Raw genomic sequence first — 14,538 nt, 5'->3', positions numbered from 1 at the left:
CTCGGCGGTTGTCCGCCGAGCCCGACGGGGTGACTTACTTCTTGGCCTGACCGGCGGCGACCTCTTCCGCCGTCCAGTAACCGGAGTCGATCAGCGTAGCCTTGATGTCGTCCTTGTAGACGGTAGCGATCGGCAGCAGGTAAGCCGGAACGACCTTGACGCCATTGTTGTACGTCTGCGTGTCGTTCGCCTGCGGCTGCTTCTTCTGCAGGAACGCCTCGGCGGCGTTCACGGCCTGGTCGGCCAGCAGGCGGGTGTCCTTGAAGACGGTCGAGTTCTGCACGCCGTCGTTGATCAGCTTGATCGAGGCGATCTCCGCGTCCTGACCGGTAACGACGGGCAGCTTCTTGGCGCCGCTACCGTAGCCGGCGTTCTGCAGGGCGGTGATGATGCCCCGGGAGATGCCGTCGTACGGCGACAGCACGCCGTCGACCTTGGAGCCGTCGTTGTAGCTGGAGGTGAGCAGGTTCTCCATCCGCTTCTGCGCGGTCTCCTGCTGCCACCGCAGGGTGGCGACCTGCTCGGGGGTGGTCTGCTTGGACTTGACCTTCAGCGTGCCGGCGTCGACATACGGCTTCAGGGTGTCCATCGCCCCGCCGAAGAAGTACTGCGTGTTGTTGTCGTCGAGCGAGCCGGCGAAGAGCTCGATGTTGAACGGCCCCTTGGCGGTGCCCTTCGAGCCGTCCTTGTTCAGCAGGCCGAGACCGACCAGCAGCGCGGTGCCCTGGGCGACGCCAACCTTGTAGTTGTCGAAGCTGACGTAGAAGTCGACGTCCTTGCTGCCACGGATCAGCCGGTCGTAGGAGATGACCGGGATCTTCGCAGCCGCGGCGGCCTGCAGTTGGCTGCTGAGCGCGGTGCCGTCGATCGCCGCGATGACCAGGACGTCGGCGCCCTGGGTGATCATCTGGTCGACCTGCTGCGACTGGGTGGGGATGTCGTCGCCCGCGTACTGCAGGTCGACCTTGTAGCCCTTCGCCTCCAGCTTGGACTTCACCGCGTTGCCGTCGGCGATCCACCGCTCGGAGGTCTGCGTCGGCATCGAGACACCGATCGTCAGGTCCCCCGGCTTCTTGTCGCTGGTGTCGCCGCCGCTGCCGGCACCTCCACCACTGCATGCCGCCAGGCTCAGCGCCAGCGCCGCACTACCGAGAGCAACCAGGAATTTCCTGCTCACGGGCTTCTCCTCTCCCGATTCCCCCGCTGACCGCCGGGGCCACCTGTCACCTTTCGGGTAGTGTTAGCGCTCACATAGGGCACGTCAACACTTGATCCGAAATACCGGTGTCACGGTCTCGTAACGGAGGCTTCGCCACCGAGGCGACCTCGCGAAACCCGGTCGACGATTGATCGACGGCCGCCAGTACGTGCCGGGATCGGCGGCCGCCGAGGCGTACGGCGCTGGCGCCCCTCAATGGCGCGGCGGGGCGACGCTGTCGCGGGCGACCAGGGTCGGGGCGATGGTCTGCCGCAGGGCACCCCCACCGATGCCCGACTCGATCTGGCTCAGCAACATCTGCAGGCTCGCCCGGGCCACCGCGTCGAAGTCCGGTCGTACGGTCGTCAGCGGCGGAATGAAGTACGCGGCCTCCGGCACGTCGTCGAAACCCACGACGCTGATCTCGGCCGGCACCCGCCGCCCGAACTCGTGCAACGCCCGCAGCACGCCCAGAGCGAGGTGGTCGTTGGCCGTGAAGATCGCGGTCACCTCCGGCATCCGGGCGAGCATCTGCCCGCACCGGTAGCCCGACGCCGCGGACCAGTCCCCGTGCATCAGGGGCGGTGGGTCGACCCCCGCGGCCAGGAGCGCCGCCCGCCAGCCCTCGATCCGGCCGGCGCTGTCGAACCAGTCGGACGGCCCCGAGACGTGCCACACGGTGCGGTGCCCCGCGTCGAGAAGATGCTGGGTCGCCGCCCGCGCGCCAGCCACCTGGTCGACCGTCACCAACGGCACCGGCCGCTGCGGATCGCCGTCGACAGTCACCAGGGGAACGTCCTTGGGCAGCCGTTCCAGGGCCTCGCCGGCCGACTCGACCGGCGCGATGACGACGATGCCGGCCACCCGGTGCGCCAGGTGCCGCTCGACGGCTGCCGAGATGGAACGGTGGTCGAGGTTGCGGACGCTGCCCACGCTGACCGCGAAGCCCTCCTCCGCGGCCGTCTGCTCCAGGGCGGCCAGCAGTGACGCCGGGCCGTAGAGGGTCGTGTTCTGTGCCACCACGCCGATGACCTGGGACCGGCCGGTCACCAGTGCGCGTGCGGCGCCGTTCGGGCGGTAGCCGAGTTCGGCGATCGCCGCCCGCACCCGCAACCGGGTCTGCTCACGCACGTTGGGGTGCCCGTTGAGCACCCGCGACACCGTCTGGTGGGAGACACCGGCCAGACGAGCGACATCTGTCATCGCGGGACCGTGCACGGCCATTTCACTCCCCCCGCCTGCAACCCGACCCGCGGCCCGTCGACGTTGACTGGAGCGGCCCGGCCCGATCCCCCTCGCTCAGCCACCACGCCGGTGCTGAATCGCAGGTGACCAGCGCTGGATCGCCGACAGTCTACGCCAGGCACCGCCGCCAACACGGAACGGCTGAGCGTGAACGACACGGCGGGTGCCAGGTCGGGCGGCAGCGCTCCGCGCCGCGCGTGCCGGCCTCCGCTGACCCGAGCCGGCCACGGCGAACCGCCGCCCCGCTCGGCGCTCCTGGACAGAGCGCGGAACAGGGCGGCGGCGGGCCGGAGCCGGCGACGCGGACACCTTCCGCGGCGGGAGAGGTGGTCCATTCGCGTCACCCGTGGGTTACTCGTTGTGTGACCGGCGTCACGGTGTCGTCAGGTCGAATCGGCGCACGGTGACCGCGCCACCGAGCGCCTGTGTGGCGTGGTTGAAGATGGCGAACCGGTAGCCCATGAAGAACTGCCAGTTGTTCGCCAGGGTCAGGGCGTTGCCGAAGGACGTGAAGTTGACCCCGTCGGTGCTGTACGAGAAGCGGGCCAGCCGGCCGGACCCGGGTCTGATGTCGGCGTTGGCCCGCAACCAGATCCGGCCACCGGAGACGGCGGTGCTCGCCACCTCGCTGCCGGTGCTGGTGGTGTTCCAGTTGCCGTCCATCGTGAGCCCGTTCTGCATGACCAGGCGGGTGGACCCGTTGTCCCGCCGGACCCCGATCCACGCTGACGAGTTGCGCAACACCGCCAGGCCGGTGCGATCACCGTCGCGCATGGTGGAGTAATCCAACTCGATGGTGGCGGTCGAGGTGGGGCCCTGGATCCGGTGGGTCAGCGTGTTGCGCGCGGCGTACAGGTCGCCGGTGACCGTGGCGGTCTGCAGCTGCAGCCCGTTGTTGACCGACCACCGGTTGTTGTCCGGGTTGTGGTTCCACTCCCACTGCGGGCCGAGGGTGGTGCCGGCGAACGTGTCGGTGCCGGTGAGTGGCTTCACCGCCCGGGGCGCGGCGGGCAGGTTCGGCTTCGGGTACGAGCTGCCCCACGCGCCGTTGACGGTCTGCAGCACCGGCCAGCCGTCGCCGGTCCAGGTGATCGGCGCCATGGCGGGCATCCGGCCACCGGGGTACGCGTCGACGAACGCCATGTAGTACCAGTCGCCGTTCTGGGTCTGCACCAGTCCGCCCTGGTGCGGCACGCCGCCACCGGAGATCGGGCCGGGCAGGTTGAGCAGCACCTGACGCTGCTCGTAGGGGCCGAACGGGCCGTTGGTCGACTTCAGCACGTACTGGCCGTTGGCCGGCCGGGTGAGCCAGATGTAGTAGGCGCCGTTGCGCTTGTAGAAGCGCGCGCCCTCCAGCGTCCCGATGCTCGACGGCGTGCTGTAGACCTGCTGGCTGCGGACCTGGGTCTTCCCGTCGGCGGACAGCTGCGCGACGCTGATGGTGGTGTTGCCGTACGCGACGTACATGGTGTCGTTGTCGTCGATCAGCATGCCGGCGTCGTAGTAGCAGTTGGGGATGGTGGTGTGCTTGGTCCACGTGCCGTCGACGGCGGACGCGGTGTAGATGTGGGTCTGCGCGAAGTCGATGCACCCGGCCCAGTAGTACGTCTTGTTGCTCGGCCGGTAGTTCAACGTCGAGGCCCAGATCCCGTCGACGTACGCGTTACCACCGCTCATGTCGTACTTCGAGCCGAAGTCCAACCGGGGTACGGAGTGCCCGGCGTACTCCCAGTTCACCAGGTCGTACGAGCGCAGCACCGGAGCGCCCGGCGAGTAGTGCATGGTGGACGCCGACATGTAGTAGACGTTGTCGACCCGGATGATGTCGACGTCGGCGAAGTCCTGCCAGACCACCGGGTTCGAGTACGTGCCACTCGACGGGGGTGGCGTCGTGGGGGGCGGCGTGGTGGGGTTGCCCCCGCCGTCGACGCGTACGAGCTGCCACTGCTGGTTGGTGCCGTTCCAGTCGTCGTACTGCACGATGTTGCCGCCGTCGGCGGTCGAGGCGCTCTGCACCTCCATCACCTTGCTGCTGTTGCGGTTGATCAACCGGACGTAGCCGCCGTCCGAGTCGGCCAGCTGGAACTGCTGGTTGGTGCCGTTGTTGTCGGTCCACTGCACAATCGCCGCGCCGTTGGCGGTCGAACGGTTGTAGACGTCAAGCACCTTGCCCGACAACCGCGACTTGAGCCGGTAGTAGCCACTTCCCGAGTCCACGAACTGCCACTGCTGCTGGTTACCGTTGTTACGCGTCCACTGGGTGATCCGCGCCCCGTCGTTCGTGGCCAGGTTGTACACGTCCAATGCCTTGCCGCTGTTGCGGTTCACCAACACGTACCAGGCGCTGGTGTCGACCGTCGCCGCTGACGCGGGCGCCGCGGCCACCGCCGCGGCCGCGCCACCGACCACCAGTGTCATCGCGGCGACGGCGAGTCTCGACAGCCACCCGCGCCCACGTGGCGCACCCCGGGGAACCCGACCGATGGAAAGCATGATCCTCCTCTGCTGACGCGAACCGTGCGGTCTGGGTCGGCGTCCGCGGCACCGGGCGGGGCACCGAGCTGACCACGCCCGACCATGTGATCGCTAACACCGATCGCCCGACCGTGGCGGTGACGAGGTGCCGAAACCGCGGGGTAGGACGCGCGCGCGGCCGGACCAGCCAACGACATCGACCATCTTGGCTATAGACTGTGAGCGATAACATGCTGTTAGTCAAGGCGTAACACAACCGCCTCGTGGCCCTGCTGGCGCACACGCGAACGGGTGGCCCACCCCCGCCCGCAGGCAGGGATGGACCACCCGTTCGTCAGAACGCTCCGAGCGCGCGGATCAGAAGCCGCGGGCCAGCCGGTAGTAGGCCTGGTTCCAGCGGATCTCGTCGGCGAAGCGGCGCGGCTCGGTGTCGGCGTCGATGACGACGAGCTCGGTCCGGCTCATCTCGGCCAGGTCGTGCAGCTCCTCGGTGCCCACCGCCTGCGACAGCACGGTGTGGTGCGGGGCGCCGGCGGTGATCCACGCCTCGGCCGAGCCGGGCAGGTCCGGTCGCGGCCGCCAGACGGCGCGGGCGACCGGCAGCCGGCGCAGCGGCTGCGGCGGCGTCACGACGTCGATCTCGTTGGCCACGAGCCGGAACCGCTCCCCCATGTCGGCCAGGCCGAGCACCACCGCCGGGCCGGGCGCGGCGTCGAACACGAGCCGCACCGGGTCCTCCCGCCCGCCGATGCTCAGCGGGTGGATCTCCACGTTGGGCACGTCGGACGCGATGGTCGGGCAGACCTCGAGCATGTGGGCGCCCAGCACCAGCTCCTGACCCGGAGTCAGGTCGTAGGTGTAGTCCTCCATGAACGACGTACCGCCCGCGACCCCCACCGACATCGCCTTGAGGGTGTGGACCAGGACGGACGTCTTCCAGTCGCCCTCGCCACCGAAGCCGTAGCCGTCGGCCATCAGCCGCTGCACGGCGATGCCGGGCAGCTGACGCAGACCACCGAGGTCCTCGAAGTTGGTGGTGAACGCGCGGAAGCCGCCGGCGTCCAGGAACGCGCGCATGCCGAGCTCCAGACGGGCCGCGTAGCGCAGCGAGTCGTGCCGCTCGCCCCCGGGAAGCAGCTCGGCGCCGACGCGGTAGCTGTCGTCGTACTCCTTGACCAGCTCGTCCACGTCGGCGTCGGCGACCTCGCCGACCACCTGGACCAGGTCGTTGACGCCGTAGGTGTTGACCGACACCCCGAAGCGCAGCTCCGCCTCGACCTTGTCACCCTCGGTCACCGCGACGTCGCGCATGTTGTCGCCGAAGCGGGCCAGCCGCAGCGACCGCATCGCCGACCAGCCGAGCGCCGCGCGGGCCCAGGCCCCGACCCGGCCGGTCACCCGCGGGTCACTCACGTGCCCGGCGACGGTCTTGCGGGCCACCCCGAGGCGGGTCTGGATGTACCCGAACTCACGGTCGCCGTGGGCGGCCTGGTTCAGGTTCATGAAGTCCATGTCGATCTCGTCCCACGGCAGCAGGACGTTCGCCTGGGTGTGCAGGTGCAGCAGTGGCGTCTGCAGGGCGTCCAGACCGGAGATCCACATCTTCGCCGGTGAGAACGTGTGCATCCACGCGATGACCCCGATGGCCCCCTGCGCGGCGGCGTCCCGGCAGACCTGCAGGATCTCACCGCTGTTGGTCAGGACGGGCTTCCAGACCACCCGGGCGGGAATCTGCGGCGAGTCGTCGAGCGCGGCCGCGATCTGGCGGGACTGCTCGGCGACCTGCCGGAGCGTCTCCTCGCCGTACATGCCTTGGCTGCCGGTGAGGAACCAGATCTCGGGGTGGGTTTGTGGTGCCATGGGGTTGCCTTCCGCGAGAGGAACGGTCACTTGTAACGAATTCCGATGAGGCGCTGGAGGAGGATGAACGCGAAGAGCAGTCCGCCGATCACGATCTTGGTCCACCAGGAGTTGAGACTCCCGTCGAAGGTGATGAGGGTCTGGATCACACCCAGCACCAGCACGCCGAGCACCGTGCCGAAGACGTAACCCGAGCCACCGGTGAGCACGGTGCCTCCGATCACGACGGCGGCGATGACGTCCAACTCCATGCCGACCGCGATCAGCGGCGCGCCCGAGAGGGTGTAGAAGGACAGCAGGATGCCACCGATCGCGGAGCACAGACCGCTGATCGTGTAGACGGCGATCCGGGTCCGCCCCAACGGCAGACCCATCAGCAGCGCCGACTGCGGGTTGCCGCCGACCGCGTACACGTTGCGCCCCAACCGGGTGTAGGCCAGCACGTACGCCGCGACGAGCACCACGGCGAAGGCGATCAACACGCTGATCGAGACGAAGTTGCCCCGGGGGTCCCCGATCCGCTCCTGCGACATCCTGGTCCAGAACCCGTCGGTGATCGGGATGGACGAGCCGGAGATGAACGTGCACATGCCGCGGGCGAAGAACATCCCGGCGAGCGTGACGATGAACGGCTGGATGTCGAAGAAGTGGATGGCGCAGCCCATCAACAGGCCGAGTGTCGGGCCGATGAGCAGGGCGATGACGAGCACGAGCGCCGCGGGCAGACCCTTCTGCAACAGATCCGCCGACACCATCGCCGTCATGGCGACGACGGACCCCACCGACAGGTCGATGCCACCGGTGAGGATCACGAAGGTCATCCCCACCGCGACGACGAGCAGGAAGCCGTTGTCGATGAAGACGTTGAAGATGACCTGCACGTTCGAGAACGCCGTGTACTGGGACACGCCGATGCCGTACATCACCAGGAGCAGGGCGAGCGTGGCAAGCACCGGCACCTGCCGCCGAGGCAGCCGGATCCGGGTGCGGCGGGGGGCGGTGAGCGATCCGGTGGTCATGCCGGCACCTGCTCCTTCGGCTTGTCGGCGACGGGGCGCGGCGGCGGGGCGCTTCTTCTGCGCCGGCTGAACTTGGCTCGGAAGGCCGGCGCCTGGATGAGGCAGACGGCGATGACGACTACCGCTTTGAACAGCAGCGACGTCTGCGGTGAGATGTTCATGGCGTACACCGTGGTGGTCAGGGTCTGGATGATCAGCGCGCCGAGGATCGTGCCGCTCAGGAAGAACCGGCCGCCGGCGAGGGACGTGCCACCGATGACGACCGCGAGGATGGCGTCCAACTCCACCCAGAGGCCGACGGCGTTGCCGTCGGCGCTGGAGACGTTGGCCGTCATCATGAAGCCGGCGATCGCCGCGCAGACGGCGCTGACGACGTACGCGAGGAAGATGACCCGACCGGAGCGGATGCCGGCGAGCCGGCTCGCCTCCGCGTTGCCGCCCACCGACTCGATGATCATGCCGAGTGCGGTACGGCGGGTGAACGCGGCGACGAGCAGTGCCGCGGCGAGGGCGATGAAGATGGCCAGCGGCAGGGTCAGCAGGTGGCCCAGCCCGATCGCCCGGAACGGCTCGGAGTTGATCGTGATGATCTGACCCTGGGTGATCAGCTGGGCGAGGCCCCGGCCGGCCACCATCAGGATCAGCGTGGCGATGATCGGTTGGATCCCGATCACGGCCACCAGCACCCCGTTCCAGACGCCGAGCACGAGCGCGACCCCCAACGCCATCGCGAGGGCGGTCAGCACCACGGTGAGACTGTTCTGGTCGGGCTGCTTGCTGATGTACATGCAGGCCATCGCGCCGCTGATCGCGCACACCGAGCCCACCGACAGGTCGATGCCGCCGGTCGAGATGACCAGGGTCATGCCCAGCGCCACGAGGATCAGCGGCGCGCTCAACCGCAGGATGTCGATCGGCGAGCCGTACAGGTGCCCGTCCTTGAGCTCGATGGACAGGAACCCGGGCCGGTAGATCGTGTTCGCGGCGAGCATGGCGACCAGCACGGCGACGGGCCAGAACAGCCGGTGACCGATCATCGTCCGATAGCGGCCCATGGTGTCGTTCATCGGTCCACCTCCTCCCGGTGAGATCCACTCGCGATCGTCTGCATGATGCGCTCGGCGTCGAGGTCCTCGTCGTTGGCGAGCTGCGCGACCATCTGCCGGTCGCGCATGACCGCCACCTTGTGGCTGAGGCGCAGCACCTCCTCCAACTCGGCGGAGATGAACAGCACCGCCATCCCGCCGTCGGACAACTGCGTCACGAGCCGCTGGATCTCGGTCTTCGCGCCGATGTCGATGCCCCGGGTCGGCTCGTCCAGGATCAGCAGCCGCGGCTCGGTGATCAGCCATCGGGCCAGCAGCACCTTCTGCTGGTTGCCGCCGGAGAGGTTGCGGACCGGCACCTCCGGGTCCGCCGGACGGATGTTGAGGGCCTTGACGTACTTGTCGACCAGCTCGTCCTGGCGGCGGCGCGGGATGGGCCGCAGCCAGCCGCGGGCGGCCTGCATGGCGAGGATGATGTTCTCGCGGACCGACAGTTCGGGAACGATGCCCTCGGCCCGGCGGTTCTCCGAGCAGAAGCCGACGCCCTGGTCGATGGCCTGCGCGGGGGTACGCAGACTGCCCGACGTGCCGTCGATCGCGACCTGCCCGCCGTCGGCCCGGTCGGCGCCGAAGAACAGCCGCGCCACCTCGGTACGCCCGGAGCCCAGCAGACCGGCCAGGCCCACCACCTCGCCGGAATGGATGGTCAGGCTGAACGGCGCGACCGCGCCCGCCCGGCCGAGGTTCGACACCGCCACCAGGGGGGTGCCCTCCTCCAGCTCGGCCAGGTCCCGTCGGGAGTGCTCCTCGATCCCTTCGAGGACGTCGAGTTCCTTGCCGATCATCTTCTCGACGAGGCTCAGCTGGGGCAGCTCGGCGGTCAGGTACTCGCCGACGAGCCCGCCGTTGCGCAGCACCGTGATGCGGTCGGCGATCTCGTAGACCTGGTCGAGGAAGTGGGTCACGAACAGGATCGCGATGCCCTCGTCGCGCAGTTGCCGCATGATGCGGAACAGTTGCGCGACCTCACCCGCGTCGAGGCTGGACGTCGGCTCGTCCAGGATCAGCACCCGGGCCTGGATGTCGATCGCACGGGCGATCGCGACCATCTGCTGGATCGCGAGGGAGTACGAGCCCAGCGGCGCGCTGACGTCGAGGTCGAGGTCGAGGCGGGCCAGGAGCGCGCGTGCCCGTCGGCGGACCTCACCCCAGCGGACGGCGCCGAAAAGCCGCGGCTGGCGGCCGATGAAGATGTTCTCCGCCACCGAGAGGTTGGTGCAGAGATTGACCTCCTGGTAGACGGTGCTCACCCCGGCTGCCGTCGCCTGCATCGGGCCGGTGAAGGACACCGGCTCACCGTCGAGGGTGATCGTGCCCTCGTCGGTGTCGTAGACGCCGGTCAGCACCTTGATGAGGGTCGACTTGCCGGCGCCGTTCTCGCCCAACAGGGCGTGCACCTCGCCGGGGAAGAGCCGGAAGTTGACGTCGTGGAGTGCGCGCACCCCGGGAAAGGACTTGCTGATCCCGGTCATCGTCAGGACCGGACGGCTATCCGTCATCCCATCAGACCTCTTCTGGGGGTTGTCGACGCGGATGGGCCGCTGCGCTCCCACCGCGCCCGCCCGGCCGCCCCGGCGGGAGGCTCGGGCGGGCGTGGCGCGGGTCATGCCCGGTCCGTTCGGGTTTATGGGGCGACGCGGCGGGGTCGCCACGCGAGCGCGGCGACCCCCCTGCGTCGATCAGTACTTGCGGTTGGGCAGAGCCTCCTTGGCCTGCTCAGTCGTGAAGGTGGTCTCCTCGGTCTCGATCCGAGCCGGCACCGTCTCGCCCGCGTGGACCTTCTTGGCCAGGTCCATCAGCTGCGGGCCGAGCAACGGGCTGCACTCCGCGATGAAGTTGAACTTCCCGTCGGCGAGGGCCTGCATACCGTCCTTGACGGCGTCCACAGTGATGATGGTGATGTCCTTGCCGGGCACCTTGCCGGCCGCGGTGATCGCCTCGAGCGCGCCCAGACCCATGTCGTCGTTGTGCGCGAACAGCACGTCGATCTTCGGGTTGGCCTTGAGGAACTGCTCCATGACCTGCTTGCCGCCGGCCCGGGTGAAGTCGCCCGTCTGCGAGGCGATGACCTTCAGGTTCGGGTTGGCGGCGATCGCCTCGGCGAAGCCCTTCTTGCGGTCGTTGGCCGGCGCCGCGCCGGTGGTGCCCTGCAACTCCACGATGTTCACCGGGCCCGAGGCGGCCTTCTTCTGCTCGACCAGCCACTCACCGGCGAGACGGCCCTCCTTGACGAAGTCCGAGCCGAGGAAGGTCTTGTAGAGGGTCTTGTCGGCCGAGTCGACCGAGCGGTCGGTCAGGATGACCGGGATGCCGGCGTCCTTGGCCTCCTTGAGGACGGTGTCCCACCCGGACTCCACCACCGGCGAGAAGGCGATCACGTCGACCTTCTGCTGGATGTAGTTGCGGATCGCCTTGATCTGGTTTTCCTGCTTCTGCTGAGCGTCGTCGAACTTCAGCTCGATGCCCGCCGCGGCCGCGGCATCCTTGATCGAGGTGGTGTTCGCGGTACGCCACCCGCTCTCCGCACCGACCTGGGAGAAGCCCATCGTGATCTTGCCGTCGTCCTTGGACCCGCCGCCGCCGGTGTCGCTGTTGCCGCAGGCCGCCACGCCGCCCACGAGCAGCACGCTGGCGAGGACCGCGACAGCGCGCCACGGAGCGGACTGCGTTCGCATCTTTCTCATCAGTTCTCCTTGGCTGTGGTGTGGTGGGACCGCGCGAGCCGCCGACGTGCGAAGGGTGGCGTACGCGGGTGGTGCGTGCTGGTGCGTCGGTGGAGCAGACCGGCGGGCCCGGACGGCCGATGGAGACGGTCAGGGACCTGCCGGTGCGACTGTTTGTTGCCCGTAGACGTTCTGGTAGCGGTGGTAGAGGGCGTCGATGTCGGCCTGCGCGATCGGCACCGGCTGCCCGAGGGTCCGCGCCAGGTACGCGGTGCGGGCCACGTCCTCGCACATGACCGCGGCCTTGACCGCCGCCCGGGCGTCCCGACCGATGGAGAAGACACCGTGGTTGCGCATCAGCACCGCGGGAGAGCGGTGCCCGGCGAGGGTGGCGACGATCCCCTTGCCGATGTCGTCGCCGCCGATCAGCGCGAACGGGCCCAGCGGGATCTCCCCACCGAACTCGTCGGCCTGGGCCGTGAGGTGGCAGGGGATCGCCTCCCCGCAGGCGGCCCAGGCGCTGGCGTACGAGCTGTGCGTGTGCACGACACCGCCGACCTCGGGCATGGCGCGGTAGACGTAGGCGTGGGCGGCCGTGTCGCTGGACGGGGCGAGGTCCCCCTCGACGAGGACACCGTCGAGGTCGCAGACCACCATGGTGTCGGCCGTGAGGTCGTCGTAGCCCACACCGCTCGGCTTGATCACCATGAGGTCCTGACCGGGGACCCGCGCCGAGACGTTGCCGGACGTCCAGGCGACCAGGTTGTACCGGGTCAGCTCGCTGTGCAGGCGGGCGACGCTCTCGCGCAGCTCGCGGATCTGTCGACCTACCTCTGCGCTCATCCGACGACCTCCAGCGGGGCCTCGTGCGTGGCCGCGACGGCCTCGACCGCCGCGTTGCGGATCGCCCGCAGGCGGAGCATGACGTCGTTGCCGCCCCGACCGAAGTGGTCATGCAGCGCCCGGTACTCGGCGTACAGGGCGTCGTAGGCGCGCGCCCGGTCGGGATCCGGCGTGTAGACGGCCTCGTGCACCCGCCCCATCGCTTGCGACGCCTCGTGGATCGACGGGTACGCCCCGGCGGCGACGGCGGCGTGGATCGCCGACCCGAGCGCCGGCCCCTGCGCCGAGGCGATGATGTTCAGCGGTCGCTTGGTCACGTCGGCGTAGATCTGCATCAGCAGCTTGTTGTTGGTGAGACCGCCGGCGATCACCAGGTCGTTCACCGGCACCCCGGCCTCGACGAACGCGTCGATGATCATCCTGGTGCCGTACGCCGTGGACTCCAGCAGCGCACGGTAGATGTCCTGCGGCCGGGTGGCCAGGGTCATCCCGACGATCATCCCGCTGAGGTCGTGGTTGACCAGCAGCGAGCGGTTGCCGTTCCACCAGTCCAACGCGACCAGGCCGTGTGCGCCGACCGGCTGGCTGGCGGCAAGCTCGGTGAGGCGTTCGTGCGAGTCGAGCCCGGCGGGCGCGCCGTGCGCGACGAACCAGCCGAAGATGTCGCCGACGCCGCTCTGCCCGGCCTCGTAGCCCCAGGCGCCGGGGCTGATGCCGCCGTCCACGACACCGCACATGCCAGCCACCTCAGCGACCTCCGCGCCGTTGACGACGTGGCAGGTCGAGGTGCCCATGATGGCGACCAGCCGACCGGGCTCCACCGCCTGCGCGGACGCCGCGGTGACGTGCGCGTCGACGTTGCCGACGGCCACCGCGATCCCCTCCGGCAGACCGGTCCAGGCCGAGGCGCGGGCGGTGAGCGTGCCGGCGCGGGCGCCGAGCGGCAGCAGCGGACCGTCGAGCTTGGCCACGAAGTCGCCGAAGTCGGGGTTGAGCGCGGTCAGGAAGCTCTCGGACGGGTACTGCCCGTCCTGCAGGATGCCCTTGTAGCCCGCGGTGCAGACGTTACGGGTCTCGGTGCCGCTGAGCTGCCAGACGATCCAGTCGGCGGCCTCGATGAACCGCTCGGCCCGGTGGTAGATCTCCGGGTCCTCCTCCAGGATCTGCAGACCCTTGGCGTACTGCCACTCGGCGGAGATCTTGCCGCCGTACCGGCCGATCCACGGCTCCGCCCGCTCGTGGGCCAGCGCGTTGATCCGGTCGGCGTGCGGCTGCGCGGCGTGGTGCTTCCACAGTTTGACCCAGGAGTGCGGCCGGTCGCGCAGGTCGGGATCCTCGCAGAGCGGGGTGCCGTGGGCGTCGGTCGGCAGCACAGTGCAGGCGGTGAAGTCGATGCCGATGCCCACCACCGATGCGGGGTCCACCCCCGCGGCGGACACCGCCGCCGGGACGGCGTGGCGCAGCACGTCGCGGTAGTCGTCCGGATTTTGCAGCGCCCAGTCCGGGGGCAGCGGTCGACCTCCGGGCAGCGTCTCGCTGATGACCCCGTCGCCGTACTCGTGCACCGCGGTCCCCAACTCGGCACCGTCGGAAACCCGGACCACCAGGGCCCGCCCGGAGAGAGTGCCGAAGTCGACACCCACGACGTAGCTTTCGGCAGCTCCGTCCACACGCTCCATGTTCACCTCCACCGTTAACGGGGATAGTGTTAACGCTCACATCCAGCGCCGTCAAGACATCTAGCTGCAACAGCTCCGTAACGGAACGCGGAGGCCCGCGCGCCCACTTGGGCGGGTAGCTACCGGATTGGTGCAAAGTCCGCGATTCCGCCTCCAGCCCGGTCGCGGCAGCGCAGGGAGGGCGACATCTGAACGGCAGCCCGCCGAAACCTCCTCGCCCGGCGGGCGGCCCGACACCTCCCCGGCCGGCCGTCGGCCCGGCGCCTCCTCAGCCGGCAGGGCGACAGCAAGGTCCCGCACCACTGAGCGGCGGGATGACGGTCCGATCGCGACGGTGGCCGGGTCGTCGGGGGGGGGGGGGGGGAACAACAGGGCAAACCCCCCCCCCCCCCGGCATCCAAAATAAAACACCCCCCGCCCCCCCCCCCCCCCCCCTCCCGCCCCCCCCCC

General features: G+C 69.2%; 10 protein-coding genes. All 10 read right to left on the bottom strand.

Going from position 1 to position 14,538, the window contains the following annotated elements; translation table 11 throughout:
- Positions 1-34: 34 nt before the first annotated feature.
- The 10 genes from chvE to araB all read right to left on the bottom strand — a co-directional run bounded on the left by chvE (position 35) and on the right by araB (position 14,088).
- On the bottom strand, positions 35-1,177 hold the full coding sequence (gene chvE / locus ABZU46_RS26560) for a multiple monosaccharide ABC transporter substrate-binding protein (protein ID WP_234582843.1): 1,143 nt from the start codon (positions 1,175-1,177) through the stop codon (positions 35-37).
- 234 nt (positions 1,178-1,411) lie between these two features.
- On the bottom strand, positions 1,412-2,401 hold the full coding sequence (locus ABZU46_RS26555) for a LacI family DNA-binding transcriptional regulator (RefSeq protein WP_354862002.1): 990 nt from the start codon (positions 2,399-2,401) through the stop codon (positions 1,412-1,414).
- Positions 2,402-2,815: 414 nt separating this feature from the next.
- Positions 2,816-4,936, bottom strand: a complete 2,121-nt coding sequence (locus tag ABZU46_RS26550; RefSeq protein WP_354862000.1) for a family 43 glycosylhydrolase — start codon at positions 4,934-4,936, stop codon at positions 2,816-2,818.
- 339 nt (positions 4,937-5,275) lie between these two features.
- On the bottom strand, positions 5,276-6,778 hold the full coding sequence (araA, locus tag ABZU46_RS26545; RefSeq protein ID WP_354861998.1) for an L-arabinose isomerase: 1,503 nt from the start codon (positions 6,776-6,778) through the stop codon (positions 5,276-5,278).
- 26 nt (positions 6,779-6,804) lie between these two features.
- Positions 6,805-7,797: a galactofuranose ABC transporter, permease protein YjfF gene (gene yjfF, locus ABZU46_RS26540; RefSeq protein ID WP_354861996.1), complete on the bottom strand. Its 993-nt coding sequence runs from the start codon at positions 7,795-7,797 to the stop codon at positions 6,805-6,807.
- The gene (locus ABZU46_RS26535) at positions 7,794-8,864 is read right to left on the bottom strand and encodes an ABC transporter permease (protein WP_354861995.1); all 1,071 of its coding nucleotides are present in this window, start codon (positions 8,862-8,864) and stop codon (positions 7,794-7,796) included. Before ABZU46_RS26535 ends, yjfF begins: the two co-directional genes overlap by 4 nt.
- Positions 8,861-10,402 (bottom strand): sugar ABC transporter ATP-binding protein, encoded by a 1,542-nt coding sequence (locus ABZU46_RS26530; protein WP_354861993.1) that lies wholly within the window; start codon positions 10,400-10,402, stop codon positions 8,861-8,863. The genes ABZU46_RS26535 and ABZU46_RS26530 overlap by 4 nt, the downstream gene beginning before the upstream one ends.
- 180 nt (positions 10,403-10,582) lie before the next feature.
- The gene (locus tag ABZU46_RS26525; protein WP_354862004.1) at positions 10,583-11,578 is read right to left on the bottom strand and encodes an ABC transporter substrate-binding protein; all 996 of its coding nucleotides are present in this window, start codon (positions 11,576-11,578) and stop codon (positions 10,583-10,585) included.
- Positions 11,579-11,716: 138 nt separating this feature from the next.
- The gene (locus tag ABZU46_RS26520; protein ID WP_354861991.1) at positions 11,717-12,409 is read right to left on the bottom strand and encodes an L-ribulose-5-phosphate 4-epimerase; all 693 of its coding nucleotides are present in this window, start codon (positions 12,407-12,409) and stop codon (positions 11,717-11,719) included.
- A complete protein-coding gene (araB, locus tag ABZU46_RS26515) occupies positions 12,406-14,088 on the bottom strand; it encodes a ribulokinase (RefSeq protein ID WP_354861990.1) in 1,683 nt (560 codons plus the stop codon). Before araB ends, ABZU46_RS26520 begins: the two co-directional genes overlap by 4 nt.
- Between the last annotated feature and the right edge of the window lie 450 nt (positions 14,089-14,538).

Source organism: Micromonospora sp. NPDC005197, assembly GCF_040608295.1.
Lineage (GTDB): Bacteria > Actinomycetota > Actinomycetes > Mycobacteriales > Micromonosporaceae > Micromonospora.
This window is presented reverse-complemented; position numbering and strand designations above follow the sequence as displayed.

What these genes read in the sequence shown, in the direction of transcription:
- araA (WP_354861998.1), bottom strand. Translation starts at nt 6,778, where the DNA reads ATGGCACCACAAACCCACCCCGAGATCTGGTTCCTCACCGGCAGCCAA.
- ABZU46_RS26520 (WP_354861991.1), bottom strand. Translation starts at nt 12,409, where the DNA reads ATGAGCGCAGAGGTAGGTCGACAGATCCGCGAGCTGCGCGAGAGCGTC.
- ABZU46_RS26530 (WP_354861993.1), bottom strand. Translation starts at nt 10,402, where the DNA reads ATGACGGATAGCCGTCCGGTCCTGACGATGACCGGGATCAGCAAGTCC.
- ABZU46_RS26555 (WP_354862002.1), bottom strand. Translation starts at nt 2,401, where the DNA reads ATGACAGATGTCGCTCGTCTGGCCGGTGTCTCCCACCAGACGGTGTCG.
- araB (WP_354861990.1), bottom strand. Translation starts at nt 14,088, where the DNA reads ATGGAGCGTGTGGACGGAGCTGCCGAAAGCTACGTCGTGGGTGTCGAC.
- yjfF (WP_354861996.1), bottom strand. Translation starts at nt 7,797, where the DNA reads ATGACCACCGGATCGCTCACCGCCCCCCGCCGCACCCGGATCCGGCTG.
- ABZU46_RS26550 (WP_354862000.1), bottom strand. Translation starts at nt 4,936, where the DNA reads ATGCTTTCCATCGGTCGGGTTCCCCGGGGTGCGCCACGTGGGCGCGGG.
- ABZU46_RS26525 (WP_354862004.1), bottom strand. Translation starts at nt 11,578, where the DNA reads ATGCGAACGCAGTCCGCTCCGTGGCGCGCTGTCGCGGTCCTCGCCAGC.
- ABZU46_RS26535 (WP_354861995.1), bottom strand. Translation starts at nt 8,864, where the DNA reads ATGAACGACACCATGGGCCGCTATCGGACGATGATCGGTCACCGGCTG.